Genomic DNA, 17,677 nt, shown 5'->3' with positions numbered 1-17,677 from the left:
CCGCGTGCGTCCGCCGATCACACTCCCGTCGAACTTGCATGCGTCTCATCGACCGGAACGTGCTTTCAACTCCCAGCAGGCCCTACTCTGGTCGCCCATGAGCACCCTGCAGACCATCCATGACGTGCCTGTCCTGATGTGCCCCGCCGAGGGCGAGCCCATCCGGGGGGAACGCGAGGCCCTGGACCTCATCGGCGACGGCGGATACCTGGGCGCCCGGTGGGTCGTCATCCCCGCCGAGCGTTTCGACGAGAGCTTCTTCCAGCTGGGGACCCGTGTCGCGGGTGACATCGTCCAGAAGTTCGTCCAGTACCGCCTGGGACTGGTCGTGCTCGGCGACGTCTCCCGTCACGCGGCGGACAGTTCCGCGCTCCGGGACTTCATCCGGGAGTGCAACCGGGGTAACCAGACCTGGTTCGTCGCCGATGCCGACGAGCTGGGCGAGCGGCTGAAAGCCTGAAGCGGCCACTGCACGGGCCGGCTACCGCGTCTCGCCGGCCCGACCCTCGTCGGCGTCGAGGATCGAGATCTCCAGCTTGCGGAGCAGCCGCGCGAGTTGCCGGCGCTCGGAGGGGGACAGCCCTCCGAGCATCCGGTTCTCGTTGTCCAGGTGCTCGGCGAACGCCGTGTCCACCGTGGCGAGTCCCTTGTCCGTCAAGCGGCAGTACACGACTCTGCGGTCCTGGGTGTCCCGCTCACGGACGATGAGACCGTCCTTCTCCAAGCGGTCGATCCGCAGGGTCACCCCCGCCGACGACACCAGCCCGGAGTCGGCGAGCTGCCCGGCTGTCAGCCGGTAGGGCTCGCCGGACCTGCGGAGTGCGGTCAGGACGTCGAAGCCCGCCACGGACAGACCGTGCCGCTCGATGGATTCGGTGAGCCCCGTGCTGTAGCGCAGGAAGGAGCGGTGGAGACGGGCGAGGACCTCGAGCGGGCTCGTGTCCAGCTCGGGCCGCTCCCGTGCCCAGTCCTCGATCACCTTCGCCACGGCGTCCTGGTCCCCAGGCTTTGATGCTGCCATCTCATCCCCTTGTACGGCTTCGGCCGGCGTCCCCCCGGCTTCTCACGGCACCGAGAATCTTACCGCTGAGGGGATGGGGGACCTCAGCCGCGGGACCGTCGCCGCACCACCCTGACCAGCACGACCGTCAGCAGCACGGCCGCCGCGGGCACGGCGGCCTTCCTGAGCAGCACGGGCAGGGCCGCCGCGCCGAGGTCCACAGCCTCGGGCTCGCCCGCCGGGGCGGCCGGCGCAGGGCCGGTCGAGCCGGGGCCCGAGTTCCGCAGGAGGTCCTCGAGACGGTCCGCGAACTGCTGGACCAGCCGGTCGCCGACCTCGGTCATGATCCCCCGGCCGAACTGCGCCGGACGACCGGTGATGTCGAGGTCCGTCCGGACGCGCACCCGGGTGCCGCCGGGGCCCGCGGTCAGGGTCGCGGTGACCGTCGCGGACGCCGTGCCCGCTCCCCGGGTCTCGCTGCCGCTGAGACCGAGGTGCATCGACCGGGCGGCCTCGTCGCGCGTGACGGTGCCCTCGCCGCGGTAACTCATCTGCACCGCGCCGATCTTGACCTTCACCCGGCCGGTGAACGAGTCGCCTTCGAGCGTGTCGAGAACGGCGCCGGGCATGCAGGGCGCTACCCGGCCGAGGTCGTGGAAGAGCTTCCACGCGTCGTCGGGGTCGGCGGGAACGGTGAATGTGTGGTCGAGCTGCATGGGGTTTCCCATCCTGGGTGCGGAGGTGTACGTCCGGTCAGTCGCGGGTGGCCGCGGTGCGGATCAGGTCGCGTACGCGGCTCGGCGAGAGCGGGCCACGGCGCACGACGACCCCGAAGGGGCGCAGTGCGTCCTCGACGGCGTTGGCGAGCACCGCCTGCGGGGCGATGGCGCCGCCCTCGCCGAGTCCCTTGACCCCGAGGTCGTTCATCGGGCTCGGGGTGAAGAGCTCGTCCATGTCGAGGTCGGGGATCTCGGAGGAGGTCGGAACCAGGTAGTCCATGTAGGTGCCGGTCCTGGGCTGTCCGTCGGGCCCGTAGACCATCTCCTCGTACAGCGCGCCGCCGATTCCCTGCGCGATGCCCCCGGTCACCTGGCCTTCCGCGATCATCGGGTTGACGATGACGCCCGCGTCGTGGACGACGACGTAGTGCAGGATCTTCACCTGCCCGGTGTGTTCGTCCACCTCCACGACGGCGGCGTGCGCTCCGCTCGCGACGGCGAAGCCCGGTGGCCGGAAGTGGACCGTCTCGCTGAGCTCGGTTCCGTGCCGTCCGTCGGTGGGTTCCGGCGTTCCGGGCAGCGGCGCCCGGCCGGCCAGCTCCGCCAGCCCGATGGACACGCCGCCCGGCTCCTCGGCCACCACCCCGTCGATGAGGTCGAGGCGGTCCGCCGTGACGCCGAGGCGTCGCGCCGCGGCGTCGATGATCTTCTCCCGGACCAGCCGGCCGGCCCGGTGGGTGGCGTTGCCGGCGTTGACCAGGGCGCGGCTGGCGATGGTGCCCACGCCGAACGGGGTGGCATCGGTGTCGCCCCCGGTCACATCGATGAGGCCGAGCGGGACGCCGATCGCCTCCGCGGCGATCTGCGCCATGGACGTGCGGTGTCCCTGCCCCTGGGAGGGGGCGCCGATGGCGACCTGTACCCGCCCGGTGGGGGCCACGTCGATGCGTGCCGTCTCGAACGGTCCGAGGCCGGTGGCCTCGATGTACATCGCGAAGCCGATGCCGATGCGCCTGCCGTCGTGGGCGCCGGCGCGCTGCCGGGCGCGCACCCCCGCCACGTCCGCCTTCGCCACGGCGCGGCGCAGGAGCTCGGGGAAGTCGCCGGAGTCGTACGACTGGGGGCTGCCGGAACGGTCCACCAGCCCCGTCCTGTACGGCATCTCTTCCGGGCCGACCAGGTTCCGTGCCCTCAGCTCCTCCGGTGCGATGCCCAGTTCGGCGGCCAGCCGGTCCATCGCGCGCTCCATCGCGAACACTGTCTCCGGCCGTCCCGCTCCCCGGTACGGCGTGGCGAACGTGGTGTTGGTGAGGACACCGGTGACAGCTATGTCCACGTGGGGGACGCGGTACGGGCCGAGCAGGTGGCAGAGGGAGTTGTAGGGCACAACGAGGCCGGTCATGTTGTACGCGCCGAAGTTGACCAGGATCCGGTCCCGGACGCCGATGAGGCGCCCCTCTGCATCCGCGGCGAGCTCGATGCTGTGGATCTGCTCGCGGGCGTGCGAGGACGCGGTGAGGTTCTCGTTTCGGTCCTCGCGCCACAGCACGGGACGGCCGAGCCTGCGGGCCGCGTGCGGGACCAGGAGTTCCTCGACGTAGAGGATGCCCTTCTGGCCGAAGCCGCCGCCCACATCGGCCGCGACGACGTGGACCGTGCCGGCCGTGAGACCGAGCGTGTGGGCGACGGCATCCCGAAGACGGTGCGGGGTCTGGGTCCCCGACCAGACGGTCAGCCTGCCGCTGTAGGGGTCCACCTGGGCCTGGACCGCCCGGGTCTCGATCGGCGAGGCCACATAGCGGTGTGCCTCGAACCGTTCACCGACCACGGTGTGTGCCGAGGCGAAGGCGGCATCAGGATCTCCGACTCGCGTCTCGACGGCCACGGCAAGGTTGTCCGGCAGATCGTCGTGCAGCAGCGGTGCCCGCTCCGACAGGGCGTCCTCGGGGTCGACGAGAACGGGCAGCGGGGTGTAGCGGACGTCGACGAGTTCGAGCGCGTCCTCGGCGAGATAGCGGTTCTCCGCCACGACGAGGGCGACGGGCTGGCCCACGTAGAGCACCTTGTCGGCGGCGAGCAGAGGCATGGGCGTCATCCGGACCGTCGGGTCCAGCAGCTCGGCGAGGCCCGGCGGGGTGCGCAGCTCCTCCTTGTTGAGCATCGGAGGCAGGTCCGCGACGTCGGCGCCGGTCCATACGGCGATGACGCCGGGTGCTTCCAGCGCGGCCTTCACGTCGACGGAATCGATGCGGGCGTGGGCGTGCGGGCTGCGCAGGAACGCGGCCTCGACGGCACCGGGGAGGGCGATGTCGTCGACGTAGCGGCCGTTGCCGCGCAGCAGCCGGTCGTCCTCGACGCGCGGGACGGACCGGCCTATCCAGCTGCCGCCGTCCTGCCGGCCCGGATCGGAATCGTGGGACATACGGGTCACTCCCCGAAACGCTCGTCGAGTGCCTGGCACACGGCACGGCGGATGTTGCGGTAACCGGTGCACCGGCACAGGTGCCCACCGAGTGCGTCGGCGACCTCCTCGGGGCCGGGGCGCTCGGGCTGTTCGGTCAGTGCGGTCGCCGTCATGACGAAGCCGGGTGTGCAGAAGCCGCACTGCATGCCGTGGCATTCGTGGAAAGCGCGCTGGACGGAGGTGAGCGGGGCGTCGCCGGGGGCGAGGCTCTCGACGGTGCGGACGGAGACGCCGTCGCATTGCACGGCGAGGGCCAGGCAGGTGCGCACCGGTTCGTCGTCGAGGAGCACGGTGCAGGCCCCGCACACTCCGTGCTCGCAGCCGACATGGGTGCCGGTGAGCCCGAGCCGGTCGCGGAGGAAGTCGCTGAGAAGCAGCCGGGACTCGACCTCGGCGGTGATCTGTTCGCCGTTCACTGTGAGCGTGATCCGGTGCCAGCCGGACGGCTCTGCGAGCGGCGGGGTGCGGACGGTGGTTTGGACGGGGACGGAAGGGGTCATCAGCAGCGCTCCCATGCGGTGGTACAGGCGCGGACGAGGAGGTGTGCGGCGGTCTCGCGCCGGTGGGCGGCGCTCGCGTGGACGTCGGCGGACGGTGAGAGGCCGGCCAGTGCGGCGCGCCTCGCGGCGGCCAGCGCCTCTTCGCCGACGCGGGTCCCGACGAGCGTGTCCTCCGCCGCCGGCAGCCGTACGGGAACGGGGCCGGCACCGCTGAAGACCACGCGGGCCGAACGGACCGTGCCCGCGACGGAGTCCCGCTCCAGGAGGACGGAGACCGCGACGGTCGCGAAGTCGCCGTGCCTGCGGGTGAGTTCCTCGAAGGCCCAGCCGTGCTGTGCGGGGGGCGGGGGGAACACGGCCTCCAGGAGGAGCTCGTCCTCGCCGACCGCCGTGGAGAATGTGGCGACGAAGAAGTCCTCCGCCCGGACCGTGCGGATGCCACGTGGCCCGGTGATCACGAAGCGGGCGTCCAGGGCCCGTGCCACCGTGGGGAGTTCGCCCGCGGGGTCGTGGTGGGCCAGGCTTCCGCAGACGGTGCCACGACTGCGGATCTGCGGGTGGCCTATGTGCTCGATCGCCGCAGCGAGCAGGGGCCACCCCCGCCGGACAGCGGGGTCGGCCGCGGTGCGGGACTGCCGGACGGCGGCGCCGATGTGCAGGGCACCCGACGCGTCGACCGTCAGGTGGGACAACTCGGGGATTCGGGTGATGTCCACGAGAAGCTCGGGCCGCGCGAGGCGCATGTTCAGCATGGGGATCAGGGACTGACCGCCCGCCATGATCTTGGCGTCCCGCGTCGGATCGGCAAGGAGGGCGACCGCTTCGGCGACGCTTCGTGCAGTGGTGTAGTCGAAGGGTGTGGGTTTCAATCTGCTTCCACCGGGCCTCTCGGATGGTCGTCGCGCCGTGGCACGTCGGCGCGTCGGGCTGGGATCGTCACGCACCTATCTATCTAGTACCTGAAATGATTTACACTAAAGTTTCTCGTTGGCAAGAGGCTCCCGCAGATTTCCCGGCCAGAGGTGAGCGAAGTGCGACATGTCATCGACCAGGCGGCGGCCTGGCAGAGCTCCGGAACCCGCTGCGTCATGGCGACAGTGGTGCGGACCTGGGGCTCGGCCCCGCACGGGCCGGGTGCCTCCATGCTGGTGACCCAGGACGGCCGCATCGTCGGCAGCGTGTCCGGAGGATGCGTCGAAGCCGCCGTGGTCGCTGCCGCGGAGGAGGTGTTCGCCGGTGGCCCACCGGTCGTGGAACGCTGGGGTGTCGGCGACGAGGACGCGTTCGCGGTGGGGCTGACCTGCGGCGGGACGATCGAGGTGCTGATCCGTGAAGTGAGCTCGGAAGCGCCGCTCGGCCGGGTCTCGGAGGACGCGGCCGCAGGTGTCCCGGTCGCACTGGTCACGCCGCTCGACGGAGGCGGAAGCCTGGCTGTGGGCCGCGGGGCGGTGAGCGGTTCACTGGGCGGCGCGGCTGCGGACCGGGTGGCCGCGCTGGCCGCCGAGGGCATGCTCGGGCGAGGGGAGAGCGGGCTGGTCACGGTGGGGGAGGGGGTGGCCGGCGGAAGGAGTCCGGCGGCCGGCGCCGAGTGCGCCCAGGAACGCGGGCTGCTGGTGCAGTCCTTCGCGCCCCGCCCCCGGCTGCTGATCTTCGGGGCCGCCGAGTTCGCCAGGCCGCTCGCGGACTTCGGCGCGGCCCTCGGCCACCACGTGACCGTCTGCGACGCGAGGCCGGCGTTCGCGGATCCCGAACGCTTCCCGGGCGCCGACGAGGTCGTCGTCGCCCGCCCGGACCGCTGGTTCCACACCCATGCGGATCTGGTCGGCCCCACGACGGCGGTGTGCGTCCTGACCCACGACCCCCGCTTCGACGTCCCCCTCCTCACCCGCGCCCTGCGAAGCGACGCGGGGTATGTGGGCGCCATGGGGAGCCGCCGCACGCACGAGGACAGGGTGGAGCGCCTCCGGGCGGCGGGCGTGACCGAGGCGCAACTCGCCGCCCTGCGTTCGCCGATCGGTCTCGACCTGGGCGGCCGGGGGGTCGAGGAGACCGCCCTCTCGGTGGTGGCGGAGATCGTCGCCGTGCGTCGCGGTGGCAGTGGCCACCCGCTCACCGCCGGCACGGGGCCGGTCCACGCTCTGTGACAGTTTTTGAACGACTGTTTTTATGAACAGCCGTTTAATCTGACGCCTGTGGAAACAGAGAGCAAGAGCACGAGCCGACGACGACAGGCGGAGGGTGACGCGCGCGGTGCCGTGCCGGAACCGGCTGCACAGCGCCGCCCCGGTTCGCACGACCCGGAAGGCAATCGCCGGGCGGTCCTCGACGCGGCGCGTCGCCTCTTCGGCGCGCACGGCTTCAAGGGCGTAGGGGTACGCGCCATCGCGGCCGAGGCGGGGGTGACACCCGGCCTGGTGATGGCCTATTTCGGTACCAAGGACGGCCTCTTCCGCGCGGCGGTGGGCAGCGGGGCCGGCGTCAGCGGCGACGTGCTCGCGGCGTCCGGCGGTGAGGCGGGAGACCTGCCGGGCGTCCTCGCCCGCGCGTACCTCGACCGGTGGGACCGGCTGCCCGCCGACGACCCCTGGCCGGCGCTGATCCGCTCCGCTGTCAGCCACCCGCCCAGCGCGGAACTGCTGCGCGCGATCCTCGACACGCAGGTGGGGGAACCACTCGCCCAGGTGCTCGGAACCGGCGCGGAGGCCGATGTGCGTGCCACGGTGATCCGCAGCGTCCTATTCGGGGTGATCATGGAGCGCTATGTCTTCGCGCACGAACCGGCGGCCTCCGTCCCGACCGCGGACCTCGCCCCGGCGCTGACGGACGTGCTCGCCACGGCGTTCGGCGACGCCCGGGAACCGGCCGCTCCTCACGGGTCCGGTCCGGACGCGCCGGGGCCGGACCGGGCTGAGCCCGGCGTACCCGCCCCGGAGGAGCCGGGAGACGCCCCCGCCTCCCTGTTCGCCCTGCTCGACGACTGCGCCGCGCGCCACCAGCTCGTCGTCGGCAGGGCGCTGCGCGAGTACGGCATCACTCTGCCCGCCTACGACGTACTGGCCGCACTTCGCGACGCCGGCGCCCCGTACCGGCTGACGATGGGTGAGGTCGCCGCGGCAGGCTCGGCGAGGGCGGGCGGGCTCACACAGCAGGCCGACCGGCTGGCGGAGGCCGGGCTGATCCGTCGCGAGCGCGACACCGACGACCGCAGGATCGTCCGGCTCCGTCTCACCCCCGAGGGCCTCGCGCTGACCGGTCGGGTGGCGGCCGTACGGTCCGACCGGGAGCGGGAGCTCCTGGCCGGCCTCGGCCACGCGGAGCGCCGACGGCTCACAGCTCTCCTGGGAACCCTCGCGCAGACGCTCGGGGCCGGTGGCCGGGAGCAGTGAGCGCTGCTCCCGGCCACCGGCCCCGAACCGGCGTGATCATGCGTCGAAGGTGCCTGTGGTCAGTCGCCGAACGCGTCCGTGTCCAGCGTGGATCGTGCCTGTGGCCAGGCGGCTGAACGCGTCCGTGCTCGTACGTCGAACTCACACGTGCTCAGGTGTTGAGCTCTTCCAGCGTCCTGCCCTTGGTCTCGACGGCGAACCACGCGATCACCGCACCCACGGCCCCCATCACTGCGAGCTGCGCGAAGACCAGGGACAGGCCGCCACCCGCTCCGATGATCGCGCCGACGGCCACCGGGCCGAGGATGACGCCGCACCGGTTCCACAGGCCTCCGAAGGCCGCGCCCTTGGCCCGGTTGAAGGTGGGGTACAGCTCGGGGGAGTACAGGTAGAGCCCCGCATTGATCGCGTACAGGAAGAACGTCGTACAGGAGGCGAAGAGGGCGACCTGGCCACCCGAGGTCGCGCCTGCGAGCGCCAGTACGCCGAGTGAGAGCGTCGTCCCGACGAACGCGCCGATCAGGGCCGGCCTCCGGCCGGTGCGGTCGATCAGCATCGCCATGACGAAGGTGCCCAGCAGGCCCGTGACGTTGCTGAGCAGGGTGAAGACGAGGGCCGTGGTGAGATCCAGGCCGAACTCCTTCGTGTAGAGCGAGGGCAGCCAGGTGGAGATGCCGTGGTTCACGTAGTACGCCGCGAACCACAGGCCCGCCAGCACGGAGGTCCGGCGCAGGTAGCGCCCTCGGAACAGGTCCATGAGGGTGCCCTTGGGCTCGTCCACCGGGTTCGCGGACGGGGCCGGCGCGGGAAGCTCTTCGGAGGTGGCGCGGGCCACCTCCGCCTCGATCCTGGCGATGGCCGCCTCCGCCTCGGCCGTACGCCCGCGTGACAGCAGCCATCGCGGGGACTCCTCGACGTGGCGCGGCAGCATGGCGGCGATCAGCACCGGAAGGGCACCGATGAGGAACATCGCGCGCCAGCCGAAGGCGGGGATCACCCATACGGCGAGCAGAGTGGCGGCCGCGAGGCCGGCCGGGAAGATCATCTCGTAGAGCAGGACGAAGCGGCCCCGCTTGTCCGACCGGGCGATCTCGTTGATGTAGGTGGCCGCGACCGGTACGACGCCGCCGATCCCGAGGCCCTGTACGAACCGGAAGAGGGAGAACATCTCGATGCCGCCGGAGAGGGCGACGGCGAGGCTGGAGAGACCCGTGATCGCGACACCCAGGGCGACCGTGCGCACACGACCGATGCGGTCGCCCAGCCAGCCGGCGGCCAGGGCGCCGAGCAGCATGCCGATCGACGCGGACGTGACGGCGAAGGTGGCCTGGCCGGTGGACAGGTTCCATTCCTTCATCAGGACGGGGAGTGCGGATGCGGCCAGGAGCTGGTCGAACGCCTCGAAGAAGGTGACGGCGCCGATCAGGAACCGGACCTTGATGTGCCACCGCGAGTGCGGCAGTCGTTCGAGTCTCGCGGCGATCGAGCCGAGAGCGGGCTTGCCGGCCACAGTCGTCATGGAGGGTGTCCTTCCGCGGGCAGATGAGTTGCGGAGACAGTAGGGGGCTATATCTAAGCGGTCAATAGTTAAGAGCTTAGGAAGCTTGCACCCTGCAACTCGGTCACCATCATCGGTGCCATGGATGTGGTGCTCAAGGACTTCCGGGCAACGATTTCACCTCGGGGTCTTGCGCCGAGAAACTTAAGCGCTTAGATTTCTAGCACTTCGGCAGTCCGGTGGCGGAAACCCAACGAGCCTGTCCGCACCCGGAGTCCACCCTCATTCCGCCTCGTCCGGAGGTCCACCCGTGCTGCAGTTCCCCACCGAAATCCTGATCGCGGGCCAGTGGCGGCGCGGTGCGGGCGAGCCCGTCGACACGATCGACCCGGCAACCGGCCGTCTCCTCGCCACCGTCCACTCCGCCTCCGCGGACGAGGTCGCCGAAGCGGCCGAGGCCGCGGCGAAGGCCGCGGCGGACCCCGCCTGGCGTGACCTGCCCGCCCATGACCGGGCCCGGCTGCTGCACCGGATCGGCGAGCTCACCGAGCAGGCAGCCGACGAGCTCTCCGCCCTGCAGACCGCCGACACCGGCAAGACCCTCACGGAGACGAAGGCCCTCGCGCTCAGCGCGGCCGGTACCTTCCGCTACATGGCAGCCGTCCTGGAGACGGCGCAGGACGCGGTGACCCCGTCGCGCGGCCCCTACGTCACAGTGAGCACGCACGAGCCCATCGGAGTCGTCGGCGCGATCAATCCGTGGAACTCGCCGGTCGCCAGCGACGCACAGAAGATCGCCCCCGCGCTCGCCGCCGGCAACGCGGTGATCCTCAAGCCCGCGGCGTGGACCCCACTGGTCTCCCTGGCGCTCGGACGGCTGATCTCCCGGGCCCTCGACGAGTTCCGGCTGCCGGCCGCACTGCTCTCCGTGCTCCCCGGGAGCGGCCGGGTGGTCGGTGACGCAATCGTGCGCCACCCCCTCGTCGGCCGTATCGGATTCACCGGAGGCACCGGGACCGGGCGGTCCATCGCCGAGATCGCCGCCCGGAAGCTGATCCCCGCCTCGCTGGAACTGGGCGGCAAGTCACCGACGATCGTCCGCGCCGACGCCGACATCGAACAGGCCCTGGCCGGCGTGATGTTCGGGGTCTTCTCGTCCAGCGGCCAGTCCTGCATCGCGGGCTCCCGGCTCTTCGTGGCACGCGAGATCTACGACTCCTTTGTCGGCGAACTCGTCGAGCGGGTGCGCGAGCTGCGGGTCGGCCCGGGCACCGACCCCGCCACCCAGGTCGGCCCACTGGTGCACCACCGCCACCGCGACTCCGTCGCCGCCCACGTCGACCTCGCGAGGTCCGAAGGGGCCCGGGTGCTCTGCGGCGGTTCGGTACCCGAGGGTGAGCTCTACGAGGACGGGGCGTACTACCTGCCCACCGTGCTCGACGGCCTGGACAACACGTCCCGCACCTGCCAGGAGGAGATCTTCGGCCCGGTCCTCGTCGCCCTGCCCTACGACGACGAGGACGACCTGGTCCGCCAGGCCAACGACTCCGTCTACGGCCTCGCCTGCGGGATCTGGACCCGCGACCTGCGCGCCGCCGGGATGCTGGCACGCCGGATCGAGGCCGGGACCGTCTGGATCAACACGTACAAGCAGTTCAGCGCCTCCACCCCCTTCAGCGGGTGGAAGGACAGCGGCCTCGGCACGGAGAAGGGCCTCGACGCGATCCGCGCATACCAGCGCCAGAAGTCCCTGTACTGGGGCACCTCCGGCCAACCGCTCCCGTGGGCCAACTGACCCGGCACCCCGCCCGTCCTGGAGGAACCATGCACCAGCCACCGCCCGGTCCGATCGCCCGGCTCCGCTCGCTGCGCTACGTCGAGCTGCACACCCCGGCCTTCACCGAGGCCGCCGACTTCTACGAGGACGTCTGGGGCCTCGAAACCGTGGAGTCCGACACCGGAGCCCGCTGGCTCCGGGGCACGAGCGACGAGCACCACGTCCTGCACCTGACCGAACGCGACAGGGTCGGTCTCGGCAGGATCGCCTTCGCCGTCGCGACGCCCGCCGAGGTCGACCAGGCGGCGCGGCGCCTCGAAGCGCGCGCGATCGTGCCCGTCACCGGACCCGGCCCGCTGGAACAGGCCGGCGGCGGCTACGGACTGCGGTTCACCGACCCCGAGGGCCGCCTCGTCGAGATCAGCGCCCAGGTCGAGGCGGTCGTGCCGCGCGGCAGGGACGGCGCCGTGCCCGTCGGGGTGACGCACGCGGTGCTCAACACCACCGACATCGACGCCGCCGTCGCGTTCTACCGCGATGTGCTCGGGCTGCGCGTCTCCGACTGGTCCGAGCACCAGATGGCGTTCCTCCGCTGCAACAGCGACCACCACTGCATCGCCTTCAACCAGGCGGAGTGGACCTCGCTGAACCACGTGGCGTACGAGATGACCTCGGTCGACCACTTCATGCGGGGCCTCGGACGGCTGCGCCACCACGGCATCACCCCCCAGTGGGGCCCCGGACGGCACGGCCCCGGGAACAACACCTTCTCGTACTTCACCGACCCCTCCGGCCTGGTCTGCGAGTACACCTCCGAGGTCGCACAGATCGTCGAGGACGCCTGGATCGCCCGGGTGTGGCGGCGGGTCCCCGAGCTGTCCGACCTGTGGGGGACGGCCGGTGCTCCGTCGAAGGAGATCCGCTGCAGCATGGCGGGCTCCCCGGACCCCGGCCCCCTCGCTCCCTCCGACACCCAGGGCCCCGGCCCGTTTCTTCCCGTAGACGCCCAGGAGGCCACCTCATGAGCACCGTACGCAAGGTCGCCGTCGTCGGATGGGGCGCCATCGGCCGCGTCGTCGGCACCGCGCTCGCCGAAGGCCGCGTGACCGGCGCTGAGCTGGTCTGCGTCGTCGACAACCGCGCGCTCGGTGAAGCAGCCCCCGTGCGGCAGGCCACCTTCGAAGAGGCCATGGAGACGTGCGACCTCGTCGTCGAGGCAGCAGGTCAGGGCGTCGTACGCGAGTGGGGTGAGCGGGTCCTGGAGTCCGGCACCGATCTGCTGATCGCCTCCACCGGCGCCCTGACCGACGACGAGCTCACGAAGCGGCTGCTCGCCGCCGGCCCCGGCCGGGTGTACTTCACGGGCGGCGCGGTCGGCGGGCTCGACCTGCTCCAGGCGGTGCGTACCCTCGGTCCGCTGGACGAGGTCCGGCTGACCACGACCAAACTGCCTTCCACCCTCGAACAGCCTTGGATGGGCGACGAGTTGCTGACGCGGATGCGGACGGCGACGGGGCCGGTCGAGGTCATGTCCGGAACCGCCCGCGACGTCCCGGTCAAATTCCCCAAGTCGACGAACGTGGCCGCCTCGGTCGCGCTGGCCGTCGGCGACCTGGACGCTGTGCGGGTCCAGGTCGTCGCCGACCCCACGGCGCATCACACCCGTCACGTGATCGAGGCGTCCGGCGGACACGGGGCGTACCGCTTCGAGGTCGCGCACCTGCCCGACCCCGGCAACCCCGCCACCAGCCAGGTCGTGCCGTACGCCGTGCTGCGCAGCCTGGCCGCCCTCGCCGGCCGGACCGGGCAGATCCTGTGAGCGCCGCCGACGTCCACGTCGAGGAGGCGGGCGACCACGGCCCCCTGCTGCTGTGCCTGCACGGCATCGGCTCCTCCTCGGCCGCCTTCGCCCCGCAGCTCGCCGAACTCTCGTCCTACGTAAGGGTCGTGGCCTGGGACGCCCCCGGGTACGCCAAGTCACCCGACCCCGCCGGGCCGATGGACCTCGACGACTACGCGGACACGGCCGCCGCCCTCATCCGGGAACGTGCCGGCAGCGCCCACGTCCTCGGTGTCTCCTGGGGCGGAGTGATCGCGCTGCGGCTCGCCACCCGCCATCCGGAGCTGGTCGCCTCGCTGATCGTCGCCGACTCCAGCCCCGGGTCGGGCACCGACGACGCCAGAGCGGCCGGTATGCGCGCCAGGGCCGCCGACCTCGCCGAGCTGGGCCCCCGGGCCTTCGCCGAGGCCCGGGGCCCGAGGCTCGTGTCGCCCGGCGCGTCCGACGAGCTGGTGCGCCGGGTCGTCGACACCATGGCCGCCTCGGTACGGCTGCCGGGTTACGCCTACGCCGCCGAGTCCATGGCCTGCGCCGACCTGAGCGCCGAACTCCCCTCGATCGCCGCCCCCACCCTCGTGCTCTGCGGCGAACAGGACCGGGTCACCGGCATCGAGGCGAGCCAGGCCATCGCCGGGGCCATCCACAGGACCGCCTACGTGATCGTCAAGGACGCCGGTCACCTGGCCAACCAGGAGCAGCCGGGCCACTTCGACGCCTGGGTGCTCTCCCACCTCCGCATCACCGCATCCATCCCCGAACAGGAGCCTTCACCATGCCTCTGACCACCGACGCGTACGACAACGGCGACGACCTCTCCGCCTACACCGACTCCCTCATCGCCAGCAAGGCCTCCCGGGTCGCCGACTTCGACACCCTCTCCTTCCAGGAGAAGGCCGGCCCGCAGTTCCGCCGCGGCCAGATCCGTTACGTCGGCTCCGGCGCCACGGGCAACCACGAGAGCGACAGCCGCATCCTCCCCTCCGGTGGGTTCACCTTCTCCAACATGCTGCTGCCGCCCGGCGCCGAGGGCCCGGCCCACACCCACCACGACGTCGAGGAGGCCTTCTTCGTCCTGGAGGGCGAGGTCAAGGTCGGCATCCACCGCGGCGCCGAAGAGGCCGAGTACCGCACCCTGGGCTACCGCGACATGATCGTCGTCCCCGCCGGGGTGACCCGTTCGCTCAAGAACGAGGGCGACACCGACGCCCTGTTCTGCGTCGTCATCGGCACGCAGAAGCCCCAGGTGCCGACCTACCCCGAGTACTCGCCGATGCACGGCGTCACCCGTGGCTGACCAGCCCCCGGCAGACCGGCGCACCGTCGTCGTCACCGGAGCGGGCCGTGGCCTGGGACTGGCCATGGCCCGCCGGGCGGGCACCGACGGCTTCCGGGTCGTCCTCGCCGAACTGGAACGGGAGCGGGGGGAGCGAGCCACCGCCGAGCTGCGCGAGGACGGCATCGACGCCCACTTCGTGCGCTGCGACGTCGCGGACCCCGCCTCGGTGGAGGCGCTCGCCGACGCAGTGCGTGCACTCGGTCCGCTGTACGGCCTGGTCAACAACGCGGCGCTCGCCAACGGCGTCGGCGGAAGTGAGTTCCAGGACATCGACGTCGAGGTGTGGGACCGGCTGATGGCGGTCAACGCCCGCAGTCCATGGCTGGTCTCGAAGGCCCTGTACCCGCTCTTCACCGGGCCCGGCCGCATCGTCAACCTCGCCTCGGACGCCGCGCTGTACGGCTCCCCCCGTCTCGCCCACTACATCGCCTCCAAGGGCGCCGTCATCGCGCTGACCCGCGCCATGGCACGCGAACTCGGTGAGAAGGGGATCACCGTCAACGCGGTGGCCCCCGGCCTCACCGAATGCGAGGCGACCGAGACCGTGCCCGCCGAGCGGCACGACCTCTACCGCATGAACCGGGCCATCTCCCGGCCGCAGCAGCCGGACGACCTCACCGGGATCGTCTCCTTCCTGCTCGGTGAGGAATCCCGCTATCTGACCGGACAGGTGATCGCCGTCAACGGCGGCTTCACCATGAACTGAACCGCAGGAGAAACGAGTTATGGATCTGGGCCTCGCCGACCGCACCATAGTGGTCACCGGCGGCAGCTCGGGCGTCGGCCTGGCCACGGTCCGCGCCCTCCTCGACGAGGGTGCCCGCGTAGCCACCTGCGGCCGCGACGCCGGCCGGCTGGCCGAGGCGGCCGCCGGACTCGGCGCCACGAGCGGCCGACTGCTGACCGGTGTCTGCGACGTACGGGACGCCGACGCCGTGCGCGGCTTCGTCGGCCGCACCGCCGAGCACTTCGGCGGCATCGACGGACTGGTCAACAACGCCGGGCAGTCCCGCATGAAGGGACTCGACGACTCCACCGCCGAGGACTGGCGCGACGAGCTCGAGCTGAAGTTCGCCGGGGTGCTGAATCCCCTCCAGGCGGCGCGCCCCCACCTGGCGGCTTCCTCGGCGGCTGGTGTCGTCAACATCAACGCCGTCCTCGCCAAGCAGCCCGAGACCCGGCTGATCACGACGAGTGCCGCACGCGCCGGCATCCTCAACCTCTCCAAGTCCCTGTCCGTCGAACTCGCCCGCGACGGCATCCGGGTCAACTCCGTCTGCCTCGGACTCGTCGACACCGGCCAGTGGACCCGCCGCCACGCGGCGGCGGACTCCGGCCTGACGTACGAGCAGTGGCAGACGGAACTGGCCGAGGACCGGGGCATCGCGCTGGGCCGCCTCGGCAGGGCCGAGGAAGTCGCGTACGCGGTGGTCGCCCTGCTCTCCCCCCGCGCCTCCTACATCACCGGCACCAGCATCGACGTCTGCGGCGGCGTCGGCCGCTCCATCCTCTGAGGAGACACCATGCGTCACGACAACGGAGGCGATCTCCTCGTCGCCGTCCTGCGCGAACTCGGCATCGACACCGTCTTCGGCATCGTCAGCGTCCACAACCTGCCGCTCGTCGAAGCCGTCGACCGCGAACTGCGGTTCGTGCCCGTGCGGCACGAGGCATCCGCGGTCAACGCCGCCGACGCCTACGGCCGTGCCAGGGGCGGCCTCGGCTGCGCCCTGACCTCGACCGGCACCGGCGCGGGCAACGCGGCCGGCTCACTGATCGAGGCGCTCAGCGCGGGGACCTCCGTACTGCACGTCACCGGCCAGGTGGAGAGCGAATTCCTCGGCAGCGGACGTGGTTTCATCCACGAGACCAAGGACCAGCTCGGCATGCTGAAGGCCGTATCCGCGTACGCGGCGAGCGTGCCGGACACCGGGCAGGCGGGCAGGATCCTGCGCGAGGCCGCCCGCTCGGCGCTGACCGCGCCCGGCGGCCCCGCCAGCGTGGAGTGGCCGATCGACCTCCAGTACGCGGCGCAGACCGATGAACCCGCCGCGTACGGCCGGCCGGCCCCCACCGCGCCTTCGGACGGTGAACTCGCCGCCGCAGGCGCCCTCCTGGCCTCCGCACGCCGCCCTCTCGTCTGGGCGGGCGGCGGAGCGAACACCGCCCGGGGCGAGCTGGCCCGACTGCTGGAGGCGACCGGAGCCGGACTGATCACCTCGAACTCCGGGCGGGGCAGTGTTCCCGAGGACCACGAGCAGGTCATCGGGAACTTCGCCACCACACCCGCGGTGCGCGCCCTGCTCGCCGACGCGGACCTCCTGCTGACCGTCGGCACGCACTTCCGGTCGAACGAGACCGCGGACTACACCCTGGAGCTCCCCGAGTCGCACATCCAGATCGACATCGACGCAGCCGCCCTCAGCAGGGTCCACCCGGCCACCCACGGGCTGCGCGGTGACGCGGCGGGGGTCCTGGCGGGCCTGCTGCCGCACGCGGTGGCCGCCGAGCCCGGCTGGACGGACCGGGTCGGCGCCGTACGCACCGAGGTGCGTGCGATCCTGCACGACAACATCGGACCGCAGGCCGCTATCTGCGACGCGATCCGGGCGGCCCTTCCCCGCGAGGCCGTCGTCGCACGCGACGTCACCATCCCCTCCAGCAGCTGGGGCAACCGCCTCCTCGAGATGTACGACCCGAAGGACAACGTCTTCCCGCGCGGCGGCGGCATCGGACAGGGTCTGGGCATGGGCATCGGCGCCGCGCTCGGGCGGCCCGGCGCGCCCACCGTCGTGATCGCGGGCGACGGCGGACTCGCCGTCCACCTCGGCGAGCTCCTCACCCTCGCCCAGGAGCGGCCCCGGCTGACCCTGATCGTCTTCAACGACGGCGGCTACGGGGTCCTGCGCAACATGCAGGACCACCACAGCGAGCGCCGCTCCGGGGTCGACCTGACCACCCCGGACTTCGCCCTGCTGGCCCGGGCCTGCGGCCTGCCCTACGCCCGCATCGCCGCGGAGGAGCACGCGGGACCCGTGCTCACGGACGCCATCGCCTCGGACGGCCCCACGCTCGTCGAGGTCGACCTGAACGCCCTCGGCCCGATGAAGAACCCGTTCACCCCGCCCGTGAGGATCCCGGGCCAGTAGCCCGGCCG

General features: G+C 71.8%; 17 protein-coding genes. 11 read left to right on the top strand and 6 right to left on the bottom strand.

What is annotated here, in order from left to right; all coding sequences use genetic code 11:
- Nucleotides 1-97: 97 nt before the first annotated feature.
- A complete protein-coding gene (locus HED23_RS18465; RefSeq protein ID WP_203184502.1) occupies nt 98-460 on the top strand; it encodes a DUF4180 domain-containing protein in 363 nt (120 codons plus the stop codon).
- Nucleotides 461-481: 21 nt separating this feature from the next.
- Here HED23_RS18465 and HED23_RS18460 read toward each other — a convergent pair whose 3' ends face one another.
- From HED23_RS18460 to HED23_RS18440, 5 genes are all read right to left on the bottom strand, one after another.
- Nucleotides 482-1,021: a MarR family winged helix-turn-helix transcriptional regulator gene (locus HED23_RS18460; protein WP_203184501.1), complete on the bottom strand. Its 540-nt coding sequence runs from the start codon at nt 1,019-1,021 to the stop codon at nt 482-484.
- A gap of 83 nt (nt 1,022-1,104) precedes the next feature.
- Nucleotides 1,105-1,716: an SRPBCC family protein gene (locus HED23_RS18455; protein WP_203184500.1), complete on the bottom strand. Its 612-nt coding sequence runs from the start codon at nt 1,714-1,716 to the stop codon at nt 1,105-1,107.
- 37 nt (nt 1,717-1,753) lie between these two features.
- The gene (locus HED23_RS18450; RefSeq protein WP_203184499.1) at nt 1,754-4,141 is read right to left on the bottom strand and encodes a xanthine dehydrogenase family protein molybdopterin-binding subunit; all 2,388 of its coding nucleotides are present in this window, start codon (nt 4,139-4,141) and stop codon (nt 1,754-1,756) included.
- A gap of 5 nt (nt 4,142-4,146) precedes the next feature.
- The gene (locus tag HED23_RS18445; RefSeq protein WP_203184498.1) at nt 4,147-4,683 is read right to left on the bottom strand and encodes a (2Fe-2S)-binding protein; all 537 of its coding nucleotides are present in this window, start codon (nt 4,681-4,683) and stop codon (nt 4,147-4,149) included.
- Nucleotides 4,683-5,552 (bottom strand): FAD binding domain-containing protein, encoded by an 870-nt coding sequence (locus HED23_RS18440; protein ID WP_203184497.1) that lies wholly within the window; start codon nt 5,550-5,552, stop codon nt 4,683-4,685. The genes HED23_RS18445 and HED23_RS18440 overlap by 1 nt, the downstream gene beginning before the upstream one ends.
- A gap of 162 nt (nt 5,553-5,714) precedes the next feature.
- Here HED23_RS18440 and HED23_RS18435 point away from each other — a divergent pair, with 162 nt between their 5' ends.
- Together HED23_RS18435 and HED23_RS18430 are read left to right on the top strand one after the other, a co-directional pair.
- On the top strand, nt 5,715-6,827 hold the full coding sequence (locus HED23_RS18435; RefSeq protein WP_203184496.1) for an XdhC family protein: 1,113 nt from the start codon (nt 5,715-5,717) through the stop codon (nt 6,825-6,827).
- A gap of 48 nt (nt 6,828-6,875) precedes the next feature.
- Complete coding sequence (locus HED23_RS18430) at nt 6,876-8,069, top strand: TetR family transcriptional regulator (RefSeq protein WP_203184495.1); 1,194 nt, start codon at nt 6,876-6,878, stop codon at nt 8,067-8,069.
- A 151-nt stretch (nt 8,070-8,220) separates the two neighbouring features.
- Here the strand turns inward: HED23_RS18430 and HED23_RS18425 are convergent, their stop codons facing one another.
- The gene (locus tag HED23_RS18425; RefSeq protein WP_203184494.1) at nt 8,221-9,588 is read right to left on the bottom strand and encodes an MFS transporter; all 1,368 of its coding nucleotides are present in this window, start codon (nt 9,586-9,588) and stop codon (nt 8,221-8,223) included.
- 289 nt (nt 9,589-9,877) lie between these two features.
- On the opposite strand from HED23_RS18425, the gene HED23_RS18420 reads away from it, so the two are divergent.
- From HED23_RS18420 to HED23_RS18385, 8 genes are read left to right on the top strand one after another with little or no spacing between them, the layout of a single operon-like run.
- Nucleotides 9,878-11,362: an aldehyde dehydrogenase family protein gene (locus tag HED23_RS18420; protein ID WP_203184493.1), complete on the top strand. Its 1,485-nt coding sequence runs from the start codon at nt 9,878-9,880 to the stop codon at nt 11,360-11,362.
- A 29-nt stretch (nt 11,363-11,391) separates the two neighbouring features.
- A complete protein-coding gene (locus HED23_RS18415) occupies nt 11,392-12,369 on the top strand; it encodes a VOC family protein (RefSeq protein WP_203184492.1) in 978 nt (325 codons plus the stop codon).
- Entirely contained in the window at nt 12,366-13,163 is a 798-nt protein-coding gene (locus HED23_RS18410; RefSeq protein ID WP_203184491.1) for an aspartate dehydrogenase domain-containing protein, read from the top strand. The genes HED23_RS18415 and HED23_RS18410 overlap by 4 nt, the downstream gene beginning before the upstream one ends.
- Nucleotides 13,160-13,966 carry an alpha/beta fold hydrolase gene (locus tag HED23_RS18405; protein ID WP_203184490.1) on the top strand — a complete coding sequence of 269 codons (807 nt, stop codon included), beginning with the start codon at nt 13,160-13,162 and terminating at the stop codon, nt 13,964-13,966. The genes HED23_RS18410 and HED23_RS18405 overlap by 4 nt, the downstream gene beginning before the upstream one ends.
- A complete protein-coding gene (locus tag HED23_RS18400) occupies nt 13,957-14,478 on the top strand; it encodes a cupin domain-containing protein (RefSeq protein ID WP_203184489.1) in 522 nt (173 codons plus the stop codon). Before HED23_RS18405 ends, HED23_RS18400 begins: the two co-directional genes overlap by 10 nt.
- Nucleotides 14,471-15,226, top strand: coding sequence for an SDR family oxidoreductase (locus tag HED23_RS18395; protein ID WP_274383031.1), 756 nt, complete (start codon nt 14,471-14,473; stop codon nt 15,224-15,226). Before HED23_RS18400 ends, HED23_RS18395 begins: the two co-directional genes overlap by 8 nt.
- A 19-nt stretch (nt 15,227-15,245) precedes the next feature.
- The gene (locus tag HED23_RS18390; RefSeq protein WP_203184488.1) at nt 15,246-16,034 is read left to right on the top strand and encodes an SDR family oxidoreductase; all 789 of its coding nucleotides are present in this window, start codon (nt 15,246-15,248) and stop codon (nt 16,032-16,034) included.
- Nucleotides 16,035-16,043: 9 nt separating this feature from the next.
- Entirely contained in the window at nt 16,044-17,669 is a 1,626-nt protein-coding gene (locus HED23_RS18385; RefSeq protein WP_203184487.1) for a thiamine pyrophosphate-binding protein, read from the top strand.
- Nucleotides 17,670-17,677: the final 8 nt, after the last annotated feature.

Source organism: Streptomyces pratensis, assembly GCF_016804005.1.
GTDB lineage: Bacteria > Actinomycetota > Actinomycetes > Streptomycetales > Streptomycetaceae > Streptomyces > Streptomyces pratensis_A.
The sequence above is the reverse complement of the archived record's forward strand: the minus strand, read 5'-3'. Positions and strand labels throughout refer to the sequence as shown.

Bases quoted from the DNA above. Each gene is read 5' to 3' on its own strand.
- HED23_RS18465 (WP_203184502.1), top strand. From the start codon at position 98: ATGAGCACCCTGCAGACCATCCATGACGTGCCTGTCCTGATGTGCCCC.
- HED23_RS18460 (WP_203184501.1), bottom strand. From the start codon at position 1,021: ATGGCAGCATCAAAGCCTGGGGACCAGGACGCCGTGGCGAAGGTGATC.
- HED23_RS18455 (WP_203184500.1), bottom strand. From the start codon at position 1,716: ATGCAGCTCGACCACACATTCACCGTTCCCGCCGACCCCGACGACGCG.
- HED23_RS18450 (WP_203184499.1), bottom strand. From the start codon at position 4,141: ATGTCCCACGATTCCGATCCGGGCCGGCAGGACGGCGGCAGCTGGATA.
- HED23_RS18445 (WP_203184498.1), bottom strand. From the start codon at position 4,683: ATGACCCCTTCCGTCCCCGTCCAAACCACCGTCCGCACCCCGCCGCTC.
- HED23_RS18425 (WP_203184494.1), bottom strand. From the start codon at position 9,588: ATGACGACTGTGGCCGGCAAGCCCGCTCTCGGCTCGATCGCCGCGAGA.
- HED23_RS18415 (WP_203184492.1), top strand. From the start codon at position 11,392: ATGCACCAGCCACCGCCCGGTCCGATCGCCCGGCTCCGCTCGCTGCGC.
- HED23_RS18410 (WP_203184491.1), top strand. From the start codon at position 12,366: ATGAGCACCGTACGCAAGGTCGCCGTCGTCGGATGGGGCGCCATCGGC.
- HED23_RS18400 (WP_203184489.1), top strand. From the start codon at position 13,957: ATGCCTCTGACCACCGACGCGTACGACAACGGCGACGACCTCTCCGCC.
- HED23_RS18390 (WP_203184488.1), top strand. From the start codon at position 15,246: ATGGATCTGGGCCTCGCCGACCGCACCATAGTGGTCACCGGCGGCAGC.
- HED23_RS18385 (WP_203184487.1), top strand. From the start codon at position 16,044: ATGCGTCACGACAACGGAGGCGATCTCCTCGTCGCCGTCCTGCGCGAA.